We start from the raw sequence: 23,552 nt of genomic DNA on the forward strand, positions 1-23,552 counted from the left end.
GAGTTGCGGCGCGAAGCGCCGCAACTCTCTATTGAGTTTGATGTCCTGACTTAAGCGAATATAGCTATATATTTTTTTAATAACACTATTGATAAGCGGCGATCGCTTAAATTGAGATTGGAAATATTAGTGATGATGCGATTAAAATCGAGGTTGTTGTTGATACTTTGATAGGGCGATGTTGATGGAATAAAATGGAATAAAGTTTATGGTGTAAGTTGACTGGCGATCGGCATTCTCCAGCCAGAGCCAAAGGCGCGATCGCTTATTTTGAGCCCAGGAGCAGCTTGGCGACGTTTGAATTCAGCGATTTTTACTAAACGAATTACGCGATCAACGATCGCGCGATCGTGCCCCGAAGTGACAATTTCAGATGCAGAAAGATGTTGGCTGATGAGCTTGTGTAAAATGTCATCGAGAACATCGTAGGCAGGAAGGGAATCGTGATCGAATTGATCGGGCTTGAGTTCAGCGCTAGGAGGCTTAGTAATAATATTTACGGGAATAACTTCTGCTTTTCCCTCTTTAATCGCTAGAGGCGAATTGGTGAGATTGAGCCAATTACAAAGCGAAAATACCCGCGTTTTGGGCACATCAGCGATCGCCGCCAGTCCTCCATTCATATCTCCGTAGAGAGTACAGTAGCCCACCGACACTTCCGATTTGTTACCCGTTGAGAGCAATAAATGTCCAAATTTATTGGATATCGCCATGAGCAAACTACCGCGTATCCGAGATTGCAAATTCTCTTCCGTTACATCACTCGCCCGATCTGCAAATAATGCTGACAAACTTTGCTCGAAGGACTCCATCATGGGCTGAATTGGAATCGTTTGTGTCGAAATTCCCAAATTATGCGCCAAGGCGATCGCATCCGTAATGGAATGCTCGGAACTATAGGGAGAAGGCATGAGTACGCCCAGCACATTCTCTTTGCCGATCGCTTCGGTAGCGATCGCCGCAACTAACGCCGAATCAATACCGCCACTCAGCCCAATTACTACTTGACTGAAACGACATTTCTGCACATAATCGCGAACTCCCAACACCAAGGCAGCAAAGATCTCGGCATCGTCACTTTCATAGATAGAAGAAGAAGTATCCGAACCTTCTTCGAGATTCACGATTAGCAAATCCTCTTCAAAAGCCTTAGCGCGAGCAATTATTTGTCCTTGGCAATTAAATGCCATGCTCCGCCCATCAAAGATCAGATCGTCATTTGCCCCCACCTGATTAGCATAAATTAATGGCAAGTTGTGGACGATCGCACTATGGCTGAGCATCGCTTCGCGCAACTTCTGTTTGCCGATCGCGTAGGGGGAAGCCGATAAATTGAGCAGCAAATCGACTTCCTTCTGCGCTAGTTCGGCAACAGGATCGTCGATATAGTTGCGCTTATCCCAAAACTTTGCATCGTTCCAAATATCTTCGCAAATGGTGACCCCAACCCTTAGCGATCGCCCTCCTTGACAATGGAGCGTAAAAACTTGACTCCCAGTCCCCACGGCAAAATAACGATCTTCATCGAATACGTCATAGGTTGGCAACAACCGCTTGTGAAAAGTTTGCCGAACTTGCCCCCCCTGTAACAGGGCTGCACTATTAAATAAAGGTTTGCCCCCTGCAAGATCGGCATCGGGATTGCTGGAAACAGTTCCCACGAGTACCGCGACATCATGGGGAAGTTTACTAGCTAGATCTGCGATCGCCATTTCTAGATCGCGTACAAACTGATGATTCATCAGCAGATCGCGAGGAGGATAACCACAGATCGACAATTCAGGTGTTAGTACGAGCTGCACCCCTTGGGCTGCTAATTTCTGGACAGCGATCAATAAGCGATCGCAGTTCCCGACTAGATCGCCGATTATAGGATTAAGTTGCGCGATTCCAAAAATTGCAGAAGACATAGTTATTTGAGATTTTTGAGATGGTTAGCTTTTAGCTATTAGCTATTGGCTTGTATATATTTTAAAAGCCTTGCATTGCAAGGCTTTTAAAATATATGTGATATACGTGAGCTTACCAAAAATTATAGGTAGTAGCTATTGGCTAATAGCCAATAGCTAAAAGCCAATAGCTATTAGCCTCACTTCAAGAAACAAGCGTGAAGCCACATCACCAATAGGATGATGACCATCTGGATCGAGCTAGGGAAAAATCCATCACCAACTAAACGGGATAGGACTAAGACTTGATTGGTTAAAGCTGCTAACAATACCCCGATAGTAATTCCTGATAGGGAGATTAATAACGCCCGTCCAAATCGGTTTTCTTTGCGGGTTAATAAGTACACACTGGCAATTAATCCGAAGGATAACCATGTGGTGGCAGCAGATACAAAAAAGCTCACTGCACCCAATCCAGCAAAAACTCCCAACGAAATATAAATATCTTTCTGTTTAGGCGTATCTAGCAGCTTTGACAACCAAGATGGGGCGCGACGTTGAGCATTGTTTTGCAGAGCCGCAGGTATCGCAGTGGAGAGACGTTCGGGATAGCGAATGCGATCGGGTACAGCAATTTTGCCTTCTTTGCGCGCACGCAAACGATCCATGAGGATGGCATCGTAGGCTAATTCGATCGCTTCTTGTTGAGACTCATCCCCCTCATGTTCGCGCAATAGGCGATCGCGTGCATCACGCACTTCTTCAAAGGAGGCTTCGTCGTTGACTCCTAGTTTTTCGTAGGGAGTTGGTTCGCTCATTTTTCCAACTATGAATGTTTGTAATGTTCGCTAGATATTCGCTGAAAAAGTAGCTAAGCAACCGAATCAGAAAATATTATGCAGCGTAATGTTTAACCATAGTATAGCGTCTGCTTTAAAATACTTGTCTAAACTTTTAGATGTCTTATTGATGTCTTGGTTTAATGTCTTGATTTGATATAGCAGTCCTCAATTATTTTTCAATCATTTATAGCTGCCGTCAACTGTATCAGGGCATAAACGGAGGGTTAACCCTCCTTTGAGGTTGACTAGCGGCAGATATATTAAAAAATAGGGCTTCGAGTTCGCTCAGCCATCGGGATACGATGGCTGAGCGAACTCGAAGCCTCTCACAACAAATCCTGCGTAGATTTGAATAGATTGAATAGAGAAACCTAAATATATAAGAAGACATAACAGCCGATCGCTATACAATTCGGTAGACTGTCATCATGTACGAATTGCTTTAACAAATCATTTTATTTTTAATGGATCTGTCCAAATGGATTTAGACCTAATCGTTTCTAACGTTCTTAACCCGCCGATCCTGTTCTTTTTTCTGGGTATGATCGCGGTACTGATCAAGTCGGATTTGGAAATACCACCACCTATTCCCAAATTATTCTCGCTGTATTTGTTGTTGGCGATCGGATTTAAGGGGGGAGTCGAACTAGTCAAAAGTGGCATCAGTCAAGAAGTAATTTTGACGATGGCAGCAGCGATCCTGATGGCTTGTGTCGTTCCTGTCTATTCATTTTTTATCCTCAAAATCAAGCTTGATTCTTACAATGCAGCAGCGATCGCCGCAACCTATGGCTCGATTAGTGCGGTTACCTTTATCACGGCAAGTTCATTTTTGAGCCAATTGGGGATCGCTTTTGACGGTTACATGGTGGCAGCACTTGCCCTGATGGAGTCGCCTGCCATTATTGTGGGGCTAATCCTCGTCAGCCTTTTTACGGCTGCTGAGAAAGCGGAAAAAGGTGAAAATCGCGAATTTGCTTGGGAAGAGGTATTGCGGGAAGCTTTTCTCAATAGCTCGGTATTTTTGCTCGTTGGGAGTCTGATTATTGGTTGCCTAACTGGAGAAAGAGGCTGGCACGTACTATCGCCCTTTACCCAAGACATGTTTTATGGCGTACTGACTTTCTTTTTGATGGATATGGGCTTAGTTGCAGCCAAGCGAATTAAGGATTTGCAAAAAACAGGCATTTTCCTAATTGCATTTGCGATTTTAATGCCGATCCTCAATTCGGGCGTAGGTATTGCGATCGCGAAGTTAATCTCCATGTCGCAGGGAGATGCCTTGTTATTTGCGGTGTTATGTGCCAGTGCTTCTTATATTGCCGTACCTGCGGCGATGCGGTTAACAGTGCCCGAAGCAAATCCTAGCCTCTATGTCTCCACCGCTCTAGCGGTGACCTTTCCCTTCAATATTATTGTCGGCATTCCCTTATATATGTACGTAATTAATTTGTTTTGGGCAACAACTTAGACGACATTAGGCAGCGGGAGACGCTGCCTAGGGTTTGATTTATAGAATTTTTAACATCAATTTATTAGATTATTAGAGATAAAAATCATGCAAGCGGTAAAAAGAATCGAAATCGTATCTGATTCGGTCGAATCTCACAAAATCATCAAGGTTTTAGAAAGTGTCGGGGTTTTGAACTACACAGTAATCCGCAATGTCATTGGTAAGGGCGTACGGGGTACTAATTCTGGTGATCTTGATATGAGTATGTTGGAAAATGATTATGTAATTGCTTTCTTTTTAGAGGAAAAGACCAAGTCGCTGGTTGAAAAACTCAAGCCAGTTACCAAGAAGTTTGGTGGAGTTTGCTATATATCTGATGCAATGGCAATTCATGCGGTACAAAGTATTAGCTCCTAATACCCGCATCACCCCAAAGGCTATAGCTGTGTAATGAGTGTAGACTTTTTTCTTTGGGTTTCTTTGGGAAAAATTACCGAGAAAAATTACCGAGAAAAATTACCGAGAAAAGCGCCGCTTGATCTGTGCACTCAGCAATGCAATCTCAGGAATTTTCATTTGCATAGCGATCGCGCCAAAGATCGTTAAGCCAACTACACTAGCGATCGCGAGTCCTCCCAATTCAGCGCTAAACTTTGCTATGGCATTCATGCTAGCAAATCCCTGACTGAGCAAATGATAGACTCCCCAGCTCGCTCCCCCTGCGATCGCACTGGCGATCACTAGCCCAAAGATCGTCATGCTCCAACTTTTTAAGGGCATTCCATTAAGACGGCGATCCAGACAATACATCATGGTGAGCATCGACAGCACATTCACCGAAACCGTCGCCAGCACGATCCCAGGCGCACCAAATTGTTGAACTAGGAAGTAATCAAATAGTCCATTTAAAAAAATATTGGCGATGCTGATCTTAAAAGGGGTATCTCCATCTCCGAGCGCATAAAAGACTCGCACTAAGACATCGCGCCCTAAATAAACAAACATACCAACGGAATAAGCCATTAAGACCGCCCCCGTCAACTCTGCATCTTCAGTGGTGAAAGCGTAGCGCTCGTATACTACCTGTGTAATAGGGAAAGCCAAGGCTACCATCAAGGCACTAAGGGGCAGCATGGTTAATGCCGTGAGCATTAATCCTTGGCGAATCCGATGCTTAAGTTCATCCCAGTTTTCGGGATCAGTCAGTTTCGACAACACAGGAAACAGAGGGACAAGGATCACATTCGACAAAATCCCTAGGGGCGTTTGGACGAGTAAACCTGCATAGCCCATTGCTGACACGGCCGCCGCCGCATTAGAAATGAATGAAGCGAAGAATAAATCCGTCCACACATTAATTTGCAGCATTCCCGATGAAAAGGTGGCAGGAAGCATGATTTTCATTACTTCTTTAACTTCAGGGCTCTGGAAGTCAAATCGCAGTTTGAAGCCACCCATACCAGATTTAAGCTGTACGGGCAATTGCACCAACCATTGCAAAACTGCGCCAGCAAGGGTTGACCAAGCTAGGACTGCTCCGCCCAGCATGGCATTTTCTGGCAAGAGGATCTTGCTACCCAAAGTCCAAAACAAACCACCGATACCAATCAATACGGTCAAGCTAGAAAAGATGGGACTGACGGAGGGTAGCCAGTAAGCGTCGGCAGCATTTAAGGCTCCAAAGCCGATCCCCACCAATCCAGCGAGGACTGCCATTGGAGCCATGATCTGAAACTGCTGAATGGCAATATCTTTGGTGATCTTCAGATTTTGAATGATTTCAGGAGCGATCCCTTTAGCCAGTAAATTGGCTTCGGGTATGAAGAGTCCGGGGGCAACTAGGTGCATCAATGGTTCTGCAAAAATGATAAGGGCGATGCTCACCAACAATAAAATTCCTGTAACGATAGTGGTGATGCTGTCGATGATGGTGGCAACTTCACGACGATCGCGTTTTGCTAAAACACTGACGATCGCGCTATGGAAAGGACCATTAATCCCCCCCAATAGGATCAACAAGAACCCTGGAATCACATAGGCAAAGTTATATGCGCCATAGGCTGTACCATTGCCAAAGGCTGCGGCGATCGCTACTTGACGCAGTAATCCAAATATTTTGCTCAATAACGTAGCAACTGCTACAATCGTGGCGATATTGAGGAGCGATCGCTTAGTTGATTGTAGTGGTTGAGTTTCAGTGACGATATCTTCTTCGTTACCAGACAAAATTTGTGCTGCCCCTTACAGTTTAGACTCTGAAAAATGTAACACCAAATCACAACCTTATCCCAATTTTAGGATAGTGCTTTTCATTTAGTGAGGATATATCTAGCTGTCGCCAGTCTTGTCGGGATCAAAACCCATAAGACTAATGGTGACGCGAAGCGTCACCATTAGTCTTATGGGTTTTGATTTTCCCTAAGGCAAGTGACAATAGCTATCGCCAACTTGTATCCCAAAAGAGGGTTGCCGCGCTCTGCGCGGCAACCCTCTTTGTTTTTTTGATTTTGTCCTAACAAAACTGGCGGCAGCTATATATCAAAAAATATCAAAAAACTCCGATCGCCAAACTAATTACGTTCAGAGATCGGAGCTTTTAAAATATTTAAGAAAAGAAGCGATTAGTAGAGAGCTTCTTCTTGATGGGTCAAGATTTCACAATCAGACTGAGCGTAGGTTACGCAAAGGAGAGCATAACCAGCTTCGATTTGCTCATCATCCAAGAAGGACTGATCGCCTTGGTCGATGTCACCCTTAATGATCTTGCCAGCACAGGAAGAGCAAGCACCAGCGCGACAGGAGTAAGGCAAATCGATACCTTGAGCTTCAGCAACATCAAGGATGTACTCATCAGCAGGAACCTCGATAGTCTTATCAAGACCGTCGGCTTCGTTAATTAGTCTTACTTTGTATATAGCAGCCATATTGTGTAATAAACCTCTTAAAGATTGCAGACAATAATAAATGCTGTGTTGAATTAGCTCCAAGAAGAGGGTACTAACCAACTGACATTTATTTCAATCACCCACAAGGGCATTAAGACGCATCATATCGCTCTTGGCATCCCAGCGAACAACTAGCTTTTTATTTCTGCCATTAGTTATAGGTGATAGTTATCGGTCGGTTTTAAGTAGGCAAAAATAGCTAAAACCTATTCAAAAAGAGGCTTTAAGGCGTTTTGATGTCCCACAAAAATGATGAGTTTTCGTTTATAGTTTGATTTATTTAATAAGTTTTTCTAATCTTATCGACAGACATAATCATAGCCAATTTTTTGATATGAAAATTCAATCAATGAGTACTACTTCCTAGCCATAAAAACAGTCATAAAAACAACCATCAAAAAATGTGAGTTCGAGATAATTTGAAACGGGATTTGAGAAAGGGTTTGCTACGCCAACCCTTTCTCAAATCCCAAAAGTAAAAGCCTTGCTTAGCAAGGCTTTTACTTTTGGGATTTGAGAATTTGCCAGCTTAAACCGAACTGACGTTATACCAATTCACAAAAGTGTTGTCACACTTTCGTGAATTATAGATATAGTCAGTAATGTTAGGACAAACATCAAACCCAATAGAGAGTTGCGGCGCGAAGCGCCGCAACTCTCTATTGGGTTTGATGTCCTGACTTAAGTGGCTATAGCTATAACATTCAAGGAAAATAGCAGGAGACTAGCCGTGATCGTAGTAACCAAGATCGGTACATCTGCAACAGAAATTGAGCGGATATGCGATGAACTATCTAGCTGGGGATTATCTCCCGAAAAAATTGTGGGGAAGCATAAGGTCGTGTTGGGACTGGTTGGTGAGACAGCAAACCTTGATCTCCATCGTATTGAAGAATTAAGCCCTGCCATTGAGACCGTCTTGCGGGTGGAGCGTCCTTTTAAACGGGCTAGTCGTGAATATCGTCAGAATGAATCTAGCGTTGTTACCGTGTCTACCCCCAACGGTGATATTGCGATCGGCGAAAACTCTCCCTTAGTCGTAGTGGCGGGTCCCTGTTCGGTTGAGAATGAAGAGATGATTGTGGAAACTGCAATGCGGGTGAAGGCATCAGGTGCGCAGTTCCTTAGAGGTGGAGCCTATAAACCCCGCACCTCACCCTACGCCTTTCAAGGGCATGGAGAAAGTGCTCTATCTCTATTAGCCGCAGCAAGGGAAGCGAGTGGTTTGGGAATCATTACGGAAGTAATGGATACGGCGGACATTGATCGGATTGCCGAAGTTGCCGATGTACTGCAAATTGGCGCGAGAAATATGCAGAATTTCTCCTTGCTCAAGCAGGTGGGCAAACAGAATAAGCCAATTTTGCTAAAGCGAGGACTAGCTGCAACGATCGACGATTGGCTGATGGCCGCAGAGTATATTCTTGCTGAGGGCAATCCTCAAGTGATTCTTTGCGAACGCGGTATTCGTACTTTTGATCGCGAATATACCCGCAATACTCTAGACTTAGCCGCAATTCCCGTATTGCGTAAGTTAACCCACCTACCGATTATGATCGATCCCAGTCATGGTACGGGCTGGTCGGACTACGTGCCATCGATGAGCTTGGCGGCGATCGCCGCAGGTGTCGATTCGCTGATGATTGAAGTACATCCCAATCCTAAGAAAGCTTTGTCTGATGGTCCCCAGTCGCTTACTTTCGATGACTTCGACAAGCTGATGGTCAAAATCAATCGGATGGCTCAAGTGATGGAGCGAGTATAGAGATGGGTTGAAGCACTTTTTGCTTCAACTTTTGCTTCAACCCATCTCTCGTTAGGACTATGCATAAACCATTTACTTACGATCGCTCAATTCATTTTCAAGACACAGATGCGGCAGGAGTCGTTTATTTTGCCAATGGCTTATCGCTCTGCCATGAGGCTTATGAGGCTTCTTTGGTAATGTCAGGAATTAATCTCAGAGCCTTTTTTGGTGGCAAGGAGATCGCCGTTCCCGTTACCCATGCCAGCATTGATTTTTTTAAACCTATGTTTTGTGGCGATCGCATTACCATAGAGCTTACGCCAATTTTATTGAGCCCTGCATCCTTCCAAATTGAATATCAATTATTGTCCGATGAAGTATTGTTTGATGAAGGTTTTAATGGAGAAGGACTAGAGAAAAAAGCGATCGCTAAAGCCTTAACTAAACATGTCTGCATTAATCCAACTACTAGAAAAAGGTGCGACCTATCCCATGAACTTTTAAGTTGGATTGACTCATGCGGTTCGAGAGAACAGAGTAAGTAACTAAGCAGAATTTGCGTTTTTCATGTTGCCTACGGCAACATGAAAAACGTTATAAGTATTTCAACATAATTAAAAACCAAAACCAGAGAGCGTACCGCCCGCGTAGCGGGCGGTACGCTCTTCTAGATTTTAAGTTTACCTTAGCTACTTACATCAGCAATGGCAATTAATCAATGACTACAATATTTCGGGACTGGAGTTATCGCTATCAATGGTTTTATGACATGGTTTCTGCTTTGGCAGCGATCGCTGTGGGTGGGGAAAAACGCTTTCACCGCTTGTTTTTAGAGGATTTGCCAATTAACCCCAAAGCAAAAGTTCTCGATCTTTGTTGCGGAGCAGGGCAAGCAACCCATGAAATGGTCAAGCATTTTCACCATGTGACGGGGTTAGATGCCTCCCCGATCGCGATCCAACGCGCCAAACGAAATGTGCCCCAAGCTCAGTATGTAGAAGCCTTTGCCGAAAAAATGCCCTTTAGTGATCACGCTTTCGATCTGGTGGTTACGAATACAGCGATGCATGAGATGGAATCAGAACAGTTACGACAAATCATTCAAGAAGTCCATCGGATTTTGCTTCCCGAAGGTCAATTTATCATTATTGATTTCCATCGTCCGACTAACCCTCTTTTCTGGTTACCGATTGCCACTTTTCTCTGGTTGTTTGAGACAGAAACTGCATGGCAATTGCTCCAAACCGACCTCCACCAACTTTTAAGCCAATCAGGATTTCAAGTGACATCTAGCCGACTCTATGCGGGGGGAAGCTTACAGGTTTTAAGGGCAACTAAACAAAGTTAAGCTTTCGGTCGTGTTATAAGTTGGGCATAATTAAAACCCAGAATCAAGAACTGTAGCGCACGCGCAGCGTGCGCTACAGTTCTTGGGGCTTTATATTTAATTGCGCCTAGCTACTTACCAACTCACGAAAGCGAGCCAACACTTCAGTGAATTAAACACCAAACCCAGTAAGGTTTTGAGATTCCCAAAATGGCGTTGCCATTTTGGGAATTGGTATTAGTTATAATGAGCGAGCAAAGATCGACCAAGAATATATGCAAACTATTACACTCGGCGGCAATGGTCCAATAGTAACTGCAATAGGCGTAGGTACATGGGCATGGGGAGATACTCTGTTTTGGGCTTACGGCAAAGATTTTGGGTCTCAGGATGTAGCGGAAGCATTCCAAGCTTCTATTGATGCGGGCGTTACCTTCTTTGATACGGCTGAAGTGTATGGGCTTGGCGAATCAGAACGTTTGATCGGTAAGTTTAGGCAGCAAACTTCGGCAACTATCCAAATTGCTACCAAATATTTCCCTTTGCCTTGGCGTTGGCGGCGCAAATCGATCGCTAACGCACTAACAGCCAGTCTCGAACGTTTGCAAACATCACAAATTAGTCTTTATCAAATTCATTGGCCCCTAGAATTTGTACTTAAAACTAGAGACTTTATGGATGTATTGGCGCAGGAAGTCAAAAATGGACGCATTCAATCTGTTGGGGTGAGTAATTACTCCGCAGCACAGATGACCATTGCCCATGATTACCTTGCGGAACGGGGAATTCCCTTGGCGGTCAACCAAGTTCCCTATTCTCTTTTAACCAGACAAATCGAACAAAATGGAGTTCTCCAAAAGGCAAAACAGTTGGGAGTGACTATTCTTGCCTATAGCCCCCTCGCTCAAGGACTGCTAACTGGCAAGTATAATGCGGAAACTGTTAAGCATTTACAAGGTGCGCGGCGGTTTGATTCACGATTTAGTTCTAGCGCTTTACAACAGCTTGAGCCATTATTTTCGACTTTAAAGGATTTGTCGGAGAAGTATGATAAAACTCCCGCGCAAATTTCTTTGAATTGGCTCATCGCGCAGGGAAATGTTATCCCCATCCCTGGAGCAAAAAATGCCTTACAAGCGAGACAGAATGCTGGCGCGTTAGGTTGGTCGCTAACACCCGAAGAAGTGGAATTGCTCCGTCAAAAGAGCATTAAGTAGTTTGGCATAATTAAAAAACAAAACCAGAGAGCGTACCGCCCGCTACGCGGGCGATACGCTCATCTAAGTTTGCTGCTTAGACTTTGCGGCGCGAAGTGCCGCAAAGTCTAAGCATTCACTGGGAAGGGAGTAGCTAATTAGCAGCATAATTTTTGAGAGCGAGAAATATGAATTGTCCCCAATGTCTAGTTGTGATTCTTCCAACCGATCGCTTTTGTGAGGAATGCGGAACGCCCCTCGTCGCAGATGCTCAGCCGATGAGTGGGACAAAGGTTTGTGGTAAATGCGGAGCAACCGACATAGATGGCGATGGATATTGTGTTAGCTGCGGTTTTCGGAATCGTGATGCGGCGCAAGATCGTTTTGCAGTAGAGAGATCGCCCTATCTCGCGGGAGTATGCGATCGCGGACTTAAGCATCATCGCAATGAAGACTTTTTGGCTCTAGAAACGATCGAAAGTCCATCCACACAAATTCTGGTTGTCTGCGATGGTGTGTCTAGCTCCCAAACCCCCGAACTTGCGTCGCAAACCGTGGCGCAAACTACCTGTGAGTTTCTTGGCGATCGCCTCACTCGGAGTGACGGTCAGGGTAAAAACAACGAAGAGGTAATGCAACAGGCGATCGCAGCAGCCTTAAAAGCCGTATCCACTATTCCCTACAAGGCTGGGGCTAATGTCGATCCCCCATCGACAACAATCGTGGCGGCGATCGTGCAGGAGCGCGAAGCGACGATCGGCTGGCTGGGCGATAGCCGAGCCTATTGGATTGCTGCCGATGCGTCTCGGCAACTTACCGTGGATGACTCATGGCTGAATGATGTGGTTGCATCGGGGAAAATGTCAGAGGTGCAAGCGCTACAATCTCCCCACGCTCATGCCATTACCAGTTGGCTCGGAGCAGATGTTAGCGACAATGCCAAGCCTTCGATCCTGAATTTCCCAATTCCGAGTGAGGGATACCTTTTATTATGTACCGATGGCTTGTGGAACTATGTCCCCGAAGCTTCACAAATCTTTGCGTTGATGCAACAGTCCCCCTCCAATGAAGCAGCGATAATTAGTCGTTATTTGGTGGATTTTGCGAGATCACAAGGCGGACACGATAACATCACAGTTGCGGTTCTATACTTTACTTAAGTTGAAACAGGATCTTCTAACTCTATGCAGTTTAAAGCCGAAGTTTTTCAGAATCAGTTTTTGCCTCAAGGGGCAAGAGAGGTTCATGCCATCATGACGGTGACAGCAGAGGGGCTTGAGAATGTCGCAATACCCACCAATACAGCTAACCACGAGAAACTGTTTGGCATTATTTGTGATATATCTGGCTCCATGTCTGGTAGCAAAATTCATGCCGCCAGAAGTGCTATGACGCAGTTGGTTAACCTATTGCCAGAGCATGTCTACTTTTTCCTCGTCACAGGTTTCGAGCAAGCGCAATTAACCATTCCTCTGCTACAAGCCACACCAGAAAACAAGCAGAGAGCGATCGTAGCAATTAAAAATATAGAACCTGGCGGCACGACGGCGATCTCCACATGGTTGAACAAAGCTTTAGAGCAGTTCCAAAAAATGCCCAAGGCCGTACGTCAAGCCTTGTTACTCACCGACGGACAAAATGACAAAATTGATGAGCGACCTTTAAAAAATGTGCTACTTGCCTGTGAAGGGATCTTCCAGTGTGATTGCCGTGGAGTCGGTACTGATTGGAAAGTGGCGCAACTGCAAGAAATTGCTAGCAAGCTTTTAGGAACAACGGACATTATTCCCCATCCCGATGCGATCGAAGCTGACTTCCGCAACATTCTCAATAAGGCAATGAGCAAGAGTATTAGCGATGTTGCGATGCGGATTTGGACTCCACAGGGAGCGAGAATCCTATTCTGCAAGCAAGTCAGCCCTGAAATTAACGAACTTAGCGATCGCGCTAAAGTAGTCAAACCTCAGGTTGTCGAATATCCCACGGGCGCGTGGGGTAAAGCCGAATCTCGCGACTATCACTTTTGCATAGAGGTCAATGCGGGCAATGTGGGCGATGAGATGCTGGCAGGTCGTGCGAGTCTGATTTGTACTGTCGATGGCGTAGAGAATAAAGTTGCCGAGGCGCGTATCCTTGCCATCTGGACAGATGACGATGCCAAATCGACCAAAATCGATCGCCGAGTCGCTCACTATACTGGACAAGCGGAGCTAGCCCAATCAATTCAGGAAGGCTTAGAAGCTCGCGCTAGAGGCGATGTCGAGGTAGCGACGGTGAAACTTGGCAAAGCAGTAAAACTTGCCCATAACTCTGGCAATGAAGCCACGGCAAAACTACTCCGAACCGTTGTTGATATTGAAGACGCTCCTTCGGGTACGGTCAAACTCAAACGCGATATTGCCAAAGAAGATGCGATGGCGTTAGAAACTCGTTCTACTAAAACTACCCGTATTCCGAAAGATCGCTAATTTGCATCGTCTTGCCGTTACTGTTCGTTATGGTCGTTATGGTCGTTAATTGTTTATGTCAATTTACACTTGTTCTAAAGGTCACGCATCGGTTGAGTCGGACTATTGCTCGGAATGTGGCGTTAAGATTGCGGGGAATAATGCTGTAGCGATCGCAGGAATAGCCAGTCCACCGAGGTCGAGCCAAATCTGTCCCGATTGTACTGCTCCCCATGAAGTTGGTAGCGGAAACTTCTGCGAGATCTGCGGCTACAATTTTGTAACTGGCGGTCACGGTGAAGTACCAATCCCGATAGCAACTCCATTATCCTCTGCTTCCATATCTTCCCAAAATACTTCTTCCCAAGGTACTTCTTCCCAAGGTACTTCTTCCCAAGATGCTGCGAGCGATACTGTCAATCAGGGCGCGATCGCCAATGTCGTTGAACTTGCGGTAACTAACGATCTTCCGAGCCTTCCAGTGATTCCCGCTTTTAAACAAGAGCACTTTAGCTGGGAATTGGTTGTGTCGATCGATCCTGCCTTAGCTAGTCCCGATAGCCCACCACCGCCCCGCGATCTAGCCCCAGTGACGTTTCGCTTAGAAAAGCCCAGCAATCTGATCGGTCGCACTAGCGAATTACGCGCCATTCATCCCGAAGTTCCTTTAGATTACGATGATGCCGTTTCTTCTCGCCATGCTCTCGTTAATCGTCGAGACGATGGATCGTATGTGCTCCGCGACATTGGCTCTTCTAACGGCACATTGTTGAACGGTATCGAGATCAAATCCTTGGTTGATATTCCCCTTAAAAATGGCGATCGCATTGCCCTCGGTCATTGGTCAAGTATTGAAGTTAAAGCCATTCCTAACCCGATCTAGGTCGTTTTTCTATATTTCTATCTGCGTTCTATCTGCGTTCTATCTGTGTTCTATCTGCGTTCTATCTGTAAATTAGGTTCGTTCCCATGAGCAATCTCACTGCCAAGCCTCACAAAGCGATCGCCCCGACTCCTCGGCTCAATACGCCACAGATGCTTAAGGGTGGTTTATACCTAACTTGGGGAACCTGTGCCCTGCTGCTCATCACCACCATTGCCGCAGTCCAAGGGCAGCGCTATGCCCTTAAAACTATTGGTAAAGACACAGCTCCAAGCATTATCGCCGCTCAACATATTAAATCGGGAATTGCCGATCTTGATGCCAATGCTGCCAATAAATTGCTAGTGGAAGCTGGTAAAAATCCTACTGCCGAAAAAGCCTATGATAATCGCCGTAAAGAAGTTGTCGAAGCAACCCTAGCCGCCGCCGAAAATATTACCTATGGTGATGCTGAGCGAAATCCCATTCGCACCTTATTTGTTGCATTAGGCGACTATCGACTGAAAATCCATGAAGCGCGGATTTATCAAAAACAAAAAAATAATATAGCTATCCTAGAGCCGTTTCGAGCTGGGATAGATATTGTTGATAACACCCTGTTACCTGCTGCGGATGCTTTGGATCAAACCAATCGCTCTGCCCTCGATCGCGTATATCTTGAACAAAAATTTAATATGGGCAAGAATTTGTTTTTTGTAGCGATCGTTGGGCTGGGCTTACTCGTGCTCCTAGTTGTTTTGCAGATCTTCCTCAATAAAAGAATGCGGCGACTTCTCAACCCGATGCTCCTAGCGGCAACGGCGATCGCCATTCTCTTTATGGGATACACCTTTAACGCGCTATTTTCGGCTTCTAGTCAACTCAAGCTTGCCAAAGAGGATGCATTTACGTCCATTCATGCACTTTGGCAAATTCGTGCCTTAGCCTATAGCGCTAATGGCGATGAAAGTCGGTATCTTTTAGATACAGCTATGGCAGCAAAGCACGAACAAGGTTTTTTTAGCAAAGTGACAAAGCTAGCTGATATACCGCCCAAGGTCGATACCTTCAATAAGGTCATAACTAACTTAAGCAGCAGTAATAATGCTGGATTTAACGGGTTATTTGCTGAGGCGCTCAATAACATTACCTTTAAGGGAGAGAAGGAAGCAACGATCGCCACCTTAGAGGCTTTAGGGAAGTATTTAGAAATTGATCGCCAAATTCGCCAACTTCAGCAAGCGGGTAATCGTGATGCGGCTGTTGCCCTTTGCATTGGGAATGGGGAAGGGCAATCTAATTGGGCGTTCGATCGCTTTGATAATGCCCTCGACCAAGCGATCGCCATTAACCAGCAGGAATTTGATCGCGCCGTTGATCGGGGTTTTAAAGATCTAGAAGCCTTTGAAGTCATAACGCCAATTGCGCTGAGTGCGATCGCCTTGCTAACCCTATTGGGTATCTTGCCCCGTGTCAAAGAATATTCTATTTAAGATCTAAGATCGCGAAGCTCTTTCTGCTGCTTAGCACAGTCAAATTTGTCCTATAGCAACGTAAGAAATAGCTAAGACAAATCAAAACGCAAGAGATGAGTGGCGCACCGCCACTCATCTCTTGCGTTTTAATTATGCCCAACTACTTATTTAAACGTGCCGCGAATTTGATTTTCTACATCTTCTGTTGTTTGACGGGCAAGATTTTCTGTTAGATCGCTTTCGCCACTGGGTTTATAGTTAGGATTGACGAGGCTGTTATTTATCCCTTCCAAGGTTTTGGCTTTAAACTGCTTCTCTTTTCCAGCAAATTCAGTTTTTTGGTTGCCTGTCAGTTTACCAAGAGCTTCTTGAGCTTTGCCCTCAATATTTTTGACCGAATTATCTTGACTAGTAGTTGCAATGTATCGTGTTTGGCTGACGATAGGAGCGAATGCAATTGCAGCCAAACCAGAGCCAGTACCCAAAACCATAATTCCTGAAATAAATACAGCTAAACTAATGCTGACAAAAAGACTACGAACTTGTTTAAGTAAACCCATATTTTTGTTTCCAAATTAATTGCAAAAAGTAAATTTGATAAATTCCAGAGTCGCTATGATAAAGGTGAGTTATAAATTATCTATATGACTCCAAAGCTAATGCTGTATTCTCCTGATTAAGGTTGAGGAATATGCGTCAGAATTGAGTCCGAAACTCTGAACTTCTGTGCTTACTATGGCAAATAGATGCTCAACTTCTTGGATGAATTGATTAAGTTGATTGAGTACAATACAAATCGTAATTTTAAAAAATAGGACAGTAATCCTAGACGAAGGGAGAAATAAATGACTTAACAATCAAGCTATCAGAGAATTCTCTAATACCAATTCACAAAAGTGTGACAACACTTTTGTGAATTAAAAAACAAACCCAGTAAGGTTTTGAAATTTCCAAAATGGCGTTGCCATTTTGGAAATTGGTATAAATCATAGACCAAGAAAATCTCTTGACTATGCTATCCTTTAAAAATTATTCTTTGCTTAATAGAAACCGCTATAAGTAGTTCCGCATAATTAAAAACCAAAACCACAGAGCATACCGCCCGCTACGCGGGCGGTATGCTCTTCTAGGTTTTAAGTTTACTCTTAGCTACTTACCTTATTCTTGAATTAGGAAAGGAATTAATAAATGAATTAGTAAGCTTTATTTCTAACCAGAGCATTTTGAGGTTTGCTTCATAAGCCCTTTGCCGATTAGCTGATGTTGCCAAACATAACTTATCTCTTTACTTATCTCTTTTTTGAGAATACACAATTTATCAACATTTAGGTTTATTTTGATCGTCAAAACATATGCTGAAGAAGATCGAGAACTAAAAGTATCTATCCGTACTAGCCTTCAAGCATCAAGTATTGATGGGAGTTTATCAACGGTTTTTAGCAATATCACAAGTGGCGTTCTCCTCAGTAGCTTTTTGATAGATCTTGGTGCAAGTCCTTTTGAGATTGGAATGGCAGTTTCTTTGCCAATGCTAGCGAATTTGTTACAGCCTTTAGGAGCTTTATTATCTAATCGCTCTCATAGTCGTCATAACTATGGGCTCTGGACATTTTTACCATCTCGACTTCTTTGGCTGGTGCTAATTATTGGCATTGTTCTGAAAGGTTCAAATGCCAATCTTTCTAACGAACTAGTTTATTTAACATTAACTTTGGTCTTTACTTCCAATATCTTAGCGGCTCTAGGTAGTGCTTCTTGGATGAGTTGGCTCGCAGCCTTAGTCCCTGCGAAACTACGCGGTCGATACTACAGTGTGCGTAGCATTGTGAGTAATGTTACGGGCTTGCTTTGTTTACCGATCGCCAGTTTTATAATCGCTAATTGGCAGGGTGGAAGTGTAACAGGATATGGACTGGTACTGAGTGGAGGAATTTTAGCAGGTGTGGCGAGTTTAACCTGTCAACAATTTATGATCGATATCAATCCTCAAAAATATCGAACTGCTTGTCAAGTCGAATATCAAACTAAACAGGAAAGAGAACAGGAATATCCTCAAACGAATCTATTTAAAAATCTCATCGCTCCATTTCACGATCGCAATCTAATCTTTTTTCTAATCTACGTTGCTTTTTGGGGATTTGCGGTAAATCTCAGTGCGCCCTTTTTTAATCTCTATATGCTAGAGAATCTGGGGGTCGATATCACTTGGGTAACATTATTCAGCAGTCTATCGAGTGGTGCAAATATGCTGATGCTATTGGTATGGGGAAGATTAAGCGATCGCTTTGGTAATCGTCCTTTATTAATATTTATGGGTATAGCGATCGCAATTACGCCTCTATTTTGGCTGATAACGAGCCTAGCCCAAGTACAAGCCCAATTGTGGTTATATTTGATCCTCTTCCATCTTTTTTTAGGGGGAACTTGGGCAGCAATTGATTTAGGGAGTAATAATATTCAGATTGGTATTGCCCCGATGGAACATCACGCCACTTTTTTTGCGATCGCCTCAGCGATCGCAGGTGTGAGCAGCGCATTAGGTACAACTGTAGGAGGGGCTCTAGCCCAATATGCCCATTATGAAGGAATTTTCGGAGTGTTTGTACTTTCCGCAATTCTTCGTTTATTTGCGATTATTCCCTTACTATTTGTCCATGAGAATTTATAGCTATATTCACTTCAGTCAGGACATCAAACCCAATAGAGAGTTGCGGCGCGAAGCGCCGCAACTCTCTATTGGGTTTGATGTTTGTCCTAACATTACTGACTATAGCTATAACCCACATTCCGCTCGTAATGGAAGGGTAAAATAATTACCAAAAAGCAAAAAGAGGATTCAGATATTAATACAGAGATGAAAGTATCGAACCTAGACCATCTAGGGATCGTGGCAGGAATCATCGACGAGATGGGAATCGTGGAAGAAATAAACACGATAATCGGGAGAAGCTCAAGAGAAAAAGTAAGCGCAGGGGTAATCGTCAAAGCCATGCTACTGAATGGACTAGGATTTGTATCAGCACCCCTGTATATGTTTAGTAAATTTTTTGAAGGAAAAGCAACCGAGCACTTATTGGGGGAAGGAATAACAGCCGAGCAAATCAACGATGACCGCATCGGACAAGTACTAGATGACTTACATGAAGCAGGACTGAGTAAGACATTTTTAGGAATCAGCCTGAAAGCAGTAGCAAAATATGAAATCAAGGTAGAAACAGGACATATAGACTCCACCTCATTTCACGTAGATGGGGAATATGGCAGAGAGGAAGAAGGGAGTATCGAAATCACCCATGGATATTCACGCGACCATCGCCCCGACCTGAAGCAATTTATGATGAACCTGATCTGTGTAGGAGATGGAGACATCCCCGTGATGATGGAAGTGGTAAGTGGAAATCAAGCCGACAAAGCAAGATTTTCAGGACTATTACAAGAATTTAAGGAGCAGTGGACATTTGAGGGAATATGCGTAGGCGATGCAGCGCTATACAGTGAAGAAAATCTGGTAGCAATGACAGGACTAAAATGGCTAACCAGAGTGCCATTAAGCATCAAAAACGCCAGTGACTTAGTGTCAACCACAACTAACTTACAAGAAAGTAAATTTAAGGGTTACAGTACTGCCGAAACTGTGAGTGAATATGGTGGGGTAAGACAACGATGGATTTTAGTTGATAGCCAAGCAAGGCGTAAATCAGACATCAAAAAGCTAGACAAAAAGCTTGAGCAAGTCCAGCAAAACTGTCATCAAGATTTACAAATTCTAGCGAGACAAGATTTTGCTTGTGCTGCCGACGCGATCGCTGCTGCTGAAAAATTATCAACCAAGATGAAATGGCATCAGCTCTCAAATATTCAGACAGTAGAAAAAACACATTATGCGAAACGGGGTAAGCCACAACCTGATGCTATTCCCACCAGCATTAGTTATCGGGTTAACGCGACGGTGATTCCTTTAGACTCAGAAATCTTGGCTCAGAGACAGCGCTGTGGCAGGTTTATTTTAGCCACGAATATTCTTGATTCCTTACAATTCACGGCTGATGATGCTTTACGGGAATACAAGGCTCAGCAGGCTACTGAGCGTGGTTTTCGTTTCCTCAAAGATCCTTTGTTTTTTACTTCGAGTGTTTTTCTCAAGTCTGCTAAACGTATTGAGGCTTTGGGCATGATTATGGTGCTTTGCTTGCTCGTTTATAATTTAGCCCAACGTCAACTCAGACTTGCTTTGGCTATCGCTCAAGATACTATTCCCAATCAATTGGGTAAACCCACTAATTCTCCAACTTTGCGTTGGGTCTTTCAATGTTTTATGGCGGTTCATTTAATTTCTTTTCAAAATCTGACTCAAGTTGCTAATTTGTCTCCTCTTCGCCTTCATATTTTGAATTTCTTTTCTCCTGCCTGCCAACGCTACTATCTACTCCCTGTGCCTGTTTCGTAATTGTTTTTTTCTTCCATTACGAGCGGAATGTGGGATCTAATCCAAATTTCTCTTATAGAGACTACTTTTGAGACGAATGTTGCCTTAAATCCTTAAATCCAACTCATGATAAGTAAAACTACTATGCCCCAACCACCCTTCCCCCAACCCCAACTAGAGCCAACTGGCATCACCTTCGAGCAATACGACGAATACACACCCCAAAGACTAGAGCTATGGGATGGCTTCTATAACTATGGAGGTCAAGACATGACAGGCTTTCACCTTGCAGTATTAACAAATATGAGACTACGCGCCGCCGTTAGCCATGTTCCGATCGCCCAATGGTTAGCCGCCATCCAAGAGGTTGCTTTGCAAAATCCCAAGCTTGACGATGCTTTGCGCGATCGCTTAGTGCGTGCGATCGCTGAGTTGAATGCGATCGCAGAGTGTTTGGAGGAGAAATGAAACTGTTATTAAAGTTGATTGGGACAATCTTAAAACTGGGAATCTATGCCTGTATCTTTCTGACACCCGTTCTAGGGGTATGGATTGCATCTTCCCTTGCAGCATTCTCTAATCGTTCCACTTTGCTATCGGTCATCGCAGGGGTATTTCTTTTTCCAGTCTTGCCTTTATTGTGGGAACTATGGTCAAGCTACAAGCGGCGCAAATTGGGTAAGTCAGGGGAACAGACATTAACTTGGGGCGATCGCTTAACTATACGAACTTTGGTAATTAACTTAGTGGCGATCGTTGCATTGTTAGCATGGCAACCGAGTAATAGCTTCATAGCCCTCTCTACAAGAGGGGACTGGATGCTAGAGGGCATGAAGGGAGACGCAGTAGAAGTCACACGACAAAGCCTATTCAAAATCGCAGGGGGATTGGAGGGTCTTTATAACGCCTTTAACAAAAATCCTTTTGAGAAGTATGACGATGGCAGTAACAAGATCAAGCCAGAACCACAAACAGATCGTGTAGCCCGAAATCCTTTTGAAGAATTACCTAAACCAGTCAATAGAAACCTCACTAACGACAAATCTCAACCTACCACTGACCAAGTTAAGCCATCTACTGATAAGCCTCAACCAGTTACCAGTAAACCACAACCAAATAACAACAATTCTCAACCAATAGCTAATAAACCACAACAACCAAATAACAACAATTCCCAGCCAATAGCCAATAAGACCCAACCTGTCAAAGACAATTCTCAACAAATTGCCACGAAGCTAATCAAAAATGAATGGGCATGGGATGGGCAAGGGTTACACCCTGCGATCGCTAATATGCCAGCCAATGTTGAGACAAGCATTGAATCCGTTGCTCAGTATATTGTCAGCAAAGAAATCGATCCAGTTTTGCGCGTAAAAGCCTTACATGACTATGTTGCCGATCGCGTTGCCTATGATGCCGAGTCATACTTTGCTGGTGTATATCCACCGCAAGATGCCGAGACAGTGTTTCGCACTCGTAAATCAGTTTGTGCGGGCTATGCCAAATTACTAGAAGCACTAGGTAAAGCTGCGGGAGTAGAGATTGTCTATGTGACGGGTAAATCTCGCTTTCAGGTCAGTGAGTTAAGCGGTCAAGGTCATGCGTGGAATGGGGTTAAGGTTAATGGTCAATGGTACTTAATCGATCCAACTTGGGATAGTGGCTATGTCAGTCGAGAAAAAGGCTTTACCAAAAACTATCGCACTGAATACCTAATGCCACCACCAGAAGTAATTGGCATTACCCATTTTCCCAAAGATCCAGCATGGCAATTACGCGCTAATCCAATCAACCAAGGTGAGTTTCTACGTCAGCCGATGATGCGCCCTAAGTTTTTTGCTGATGGTTTGTCATTGATTAGCCCACAGCGATCGCAAGTGGATACTAATAGTGATGCAGTTATTAGCCTAGCTAACCCTCAGAAGCGATGGATCTTGGCTAGTTACAGACCTAAAGGTAGCAGTGGTTCGCAGAACTGCGGTCAACCTATTCAGGATAGCCAAATTTCTTGTCCGCTTCCTAGTTCTGGAAGCTATGAGGTGAGTTTATTCTCTTCAACTGAAAATAGAGGCAATTTCAATTATGTCGGGAAGTTAGAGTTCAATAAAACTTAGAAGTTAGGAGTAGCGATCGCAATTCCCAATCACAATTTGTTCTAGTGGAAACCCATCATGAAAAGGCGATCGCGTTTTCGACAATTTCTAGACTTCCTGATTGACAGATTCTATCAACTAATTTCACTCAGAAGTAATACGGTGGTGTTTCAAAGTCTGGAGTTTAGACTAAGAAAGGTAAAAAAGGCAGAGTAAAAGAGATACAAACTGCCTAAAGTAGATGAAAAAGAAAAGGACATCTACAGTCATGATTATTGACAAACTACAAGAATTTCGTCAACAGGTATATAGATTTTTAGGAAACGGACGGGATGCAATATTTGACCTGATGGATGCAGTATTAACCAGTCCAAGCGTAAAGTCATTCGCGGAATTATCGTTATCTGCGGTGTATCGGCGAAAATGGTCAAGCCTATATGAGTCACTAAAAGACAGTCGACCAAGACGAGGAAGGCTCAGACGGCTGTGTGTGGAACAAATACCCAAAGACATTCGCCCCTTGCTAGCAGGAGACCATACAGGATGGGGAAGACCGCACGCCAAAACGTTAAAAGACAGGAGCTTTGTACATCAACCGAATTTGGTTGAAGGCAACAAACCGATCGTGTTAGGACATGACTACAGTACCTTGGGGTGGGTGCCAGAGATGGAAGGGAGTTGGGCAATTCCGTTATGTCACGAGCGGATCAGTAGTTTTGAGACAGCAGCCCAAGGCGTTGCACAAATGAGAGATGAATGAGTAAATAAAAGATAACGAGTTTTAGCAATGAAAAACAATGAAATGTCCAAAGTGTGGTTCAACACATATTCGTAAAAATGGGAAACGAGG

General features: G+C 44.0%; 19 protein-coding genes and 1 pseudogene. 15 read left to right on the forward strand and 5 right to left on the reverse strand.

Translation table 11 applies throughout. The annotated features are described in order from the left end of the window. Positions 1-206 precede the first annotated feature (206 nt). Positions 207-1,910, reverse strand: a complete 1,704-nt coding sequence (locus PSE7429_RS07065) for an NAD+ synthase (protein ID WP_009626424.1) — start codon at positions 1,908-1,910, stop codon at positions 207-209. A gap of 179 nt (positions 1,911-2,089) precedes the next feature. Next, complete coding sequence (locus PSE7429_RS07070) at positions 2,090-2,707, reverse strand: CPP1-like family protein (RefSeq protein ID WP_009626425.1); 618 nt, start codon at positions 2,705-2,707, stop codon at positions 2,090-2,092. Positions 2,708-3,209: 502 nt separating this feature from the next. Here PSE7429_RS07070 and PSE7429_RS07075 point away from each other — a divergent pair. Then, entirely contained in the window at positions 3,210-4,202 is a 993-nt protein-coding gene (locus PSE7429_RS07075) for a sodium-dependent bicarbonate transport family permease (protein WP_009626426.1), read from the forward strand. 87 nt (positions 4,203-4,289) lie between these two features. Next, positions 4,290-4,601, forward strand: coding sequence for a P-II family nitrogen regulator (locus PSE7429_RS07080; RefSeq protein WP_009626427.1), 312 nt, complete (start codon positions 4,290-4,292; stop codon positions 4,599-4,601). Between the two features lie 99 nt (positions 4,602-4,700). Here the strand turns inward: PSE7429_RS07080 and murJ are convergent, their stop codons facing one another. Further along, positions 4,701-6,410 (reverse strand): murein biosynthesis integral membrane protein MurJ, encoded by a 1,710-nt coding sequence (murJ, locus tag PSE7429_RS07085; protein WP_009626429.1) that lies wholly within the window; start codon positions 6,408-6,410, stop codon positions 4,701-4,703. Between the two features lie 395 nt (positions 6,411-6,805). Further along, entirely contained in the window at positions 6,806-7,108 is a 303-nt protein-coding gene (locus PSE7429_RS07090; protein WP_009626430.1) for a 2Fe-2S iron-sulfur cluster-binding protein, read from the reverse strand. A gap of 751 nt (positions 7,109-7,859) precedes the next feature. On the opposite strand from PSE7429_RS07090, the gene aroF reads away from it, so the two are divergent. The 8 genes from aroF to PSE7429_RS07130 all read left to right on the forward strand — a co-directional run bounded on the left by aroF (position 7,860) and on the right by PSE7429_RS07130 (position 16,201). Further along, the gene (gene aroF, locus PSE7429_RS07095; protein ID WP_009626431.1) at positions 7,860-8,894 is read left to right on the forward strand and encodes a 3-deoxy-7-phosphoheptulonate synthase; all 1,035 of its coding nucleotides are present in this window, start codon (positions 7,860-7,862) and stop codon (positions 8,892-8,894) included. Between the two features lie 59 nt (positions 8,895-8,953). Next, positions 8,954-9,421 (forward strand): acyl-CoA thioesterase, encoded by a 468-nt coding sequence (locus tag PSE7429_RS07100; protein WP_009626432.1) that lies wholly within the window; start codon positions 8,954-8,956, stop codon positions 9,419-9,421. Between the two features lie 173 nt (positions 9,422-9,594). Next, positions 9,595-10,224, forward strand: coding sequence for a class I SAM-dependent methyltransferase (locus PSE7429_RS07105; protein ID WP_009626433.1), 630 nt, complete (start codon positions 9,595-9,597; stop codon positions 10,222-10,224). A gap of 254 nt (positions 10,225-10,478) precedes the next feature. Continuing rightward, positions 10,479-11,420, forward strand: coding sequence for an aldo/keto reductase (locus PSE7429_RS07110; protein ID WP_009626434.1), 942 nt, complete (start codon positions 10,479-10,481; stop codon positions 11,418-11,420). A 167-nt stretch (positions 11,421-11,587) separates the two neighbouring features. Beyond that, the gene (locus PSE7429_RS07115; RefSeq protein WP_009626435.1) at positions 11,588-12,559 is read left to right on the forward strand and encodes a PP2C family serine/threonine-protein phosphatase; all 972 of its coding nucleotides are present in this window, start codon (positions 11,588-11,590) and stop codon (positions 12,557-12,559) included. A 24-nt stretch (positions 12,560-12,583) separates the two neighbouring features. Beyond that, a complete protein-coding gene (locus tag PSE7429_RS07120; protein WP_009626436.1) occupies positions 12,584-13,867 on the forward strand; it encodes a vWA domain-containing protein in 1,284 nt (427 codons plus the stop codon). Between the two features lie 55 nt (positions 13,868-13,922). Then, positions 13,923-14,729: an FHA domain-containing protein gene (locus PSE7429_RS07125; protein ID WP_009626437.1), complete on the forward strand. Its 807-nt coding sequence runs from the start codon at positions 13,923-13,925 to the stop codon at positions 14,727-14,729. Between the two features lie 86 nt (positions 14,730-14,815). Then, on the forward strand, positions 14,816-16,201 hold the full coding sequence (locus PSE7429_RS07130) for a hypothetical protein (protein WP_009626438.1): 1,386 nt from the start codon (positions 14,816-14,818) through the stop codon (positions 16,199-16,201). 146 nt (positions 16,202-16,347) lie between these two features. Here PSE7429_RS07130 and PSE7429_RS07135 read toward each other — a convergent pair whose 3' ends face one another. Beyond that, positions 16,348-16,743 carry a CsbD family protein gene (locus PSE7429_RS07135; protein WP_009626439.1) on the reverse strand — a complete coding sequence of 132 codons (396 nt, stop codon included), beginning with the start codon at positions 16,741-16,743 and terminating at the stop codon, positions 16,348-16,350. Positions 16,744-17,519: 776 nt separating this feature from the next. Here PSE7429_RS07135 and PSE7429_RS07140 point away from each other — a divergent pair. The 5 genes and pseudogenes from PSE7429_RS07140 to PSE7429_RS07160 form a co-directional block, all read left to right on the forward strand. Next, positions 17,520-18,851 (forward strand): MFS transporter, encoded by a 1,332-nt coding sequence (locus PSE7429_RS07140; protein ID WP_009626440.1) that lies wholly within the window; start codon positions 17,520-17,522, stop codon positions 18,849-18,851. A 186-nt stretch (positions 18,852-19,037) separates the two neighbouring features. Continuing rightward, entirely contained in the window at positions 19,038-20,630 is a 1,593-nt protein-coding gene (locus PSE7429_RS07145) for an IS1634 family transposase (RefSeq protein ID WP_009626442.1), read from the forward strand. A gap of 123 nt (positions 20,631-20,753) precedes the next feature. Further along, complete coding sequence (locus tag PSE7429_RS07150; protein ID WP_009626443.1) at positions 20,754-21,077, forward strand: hypothetical protein; 324 nt, start codon at positions 20,754-20,756, stop codon at positions 21,075-21,077. Beyond that, the gene (locus tag PSE7429_RS26850; protein ID WP_009626444.1) at positions 21,074-22,723 is read left to right on the forward strand and encodes a transglutaminase domain-containing protein; all 1,650 of its coding nucleotides are present in this window, start codon (positions 21,074-21,076) and stop codon (positions 22,721-22,723) included. Before PSE7429_RS07150 ends, PSE7429_RS26850 begins: the two co-directional genes overlap by 4 nt. A gap of 247 nt (positions 22,724-22,970) precedes the next feature. Further along, a pseudogene (locus PSE7429_RS07160) lies at positions 22,971-23,453 on the forward strand (transposase); the annotation flags it as partial. Positions 23,454-23,552 lie beyond the last annotated feature (99 nt).

This window comes from Pseudanabaena biceps PCC 7429 (genome assembly GCF_000332215.1).
GTDB classification, from domain to species: Bacteria; Cyanobacteriota; Cyanobacteriia; order Pseudanabaenales; family Pseudanabaenaceae; genus Pseudanabaena; species Pseudanabaena biceps.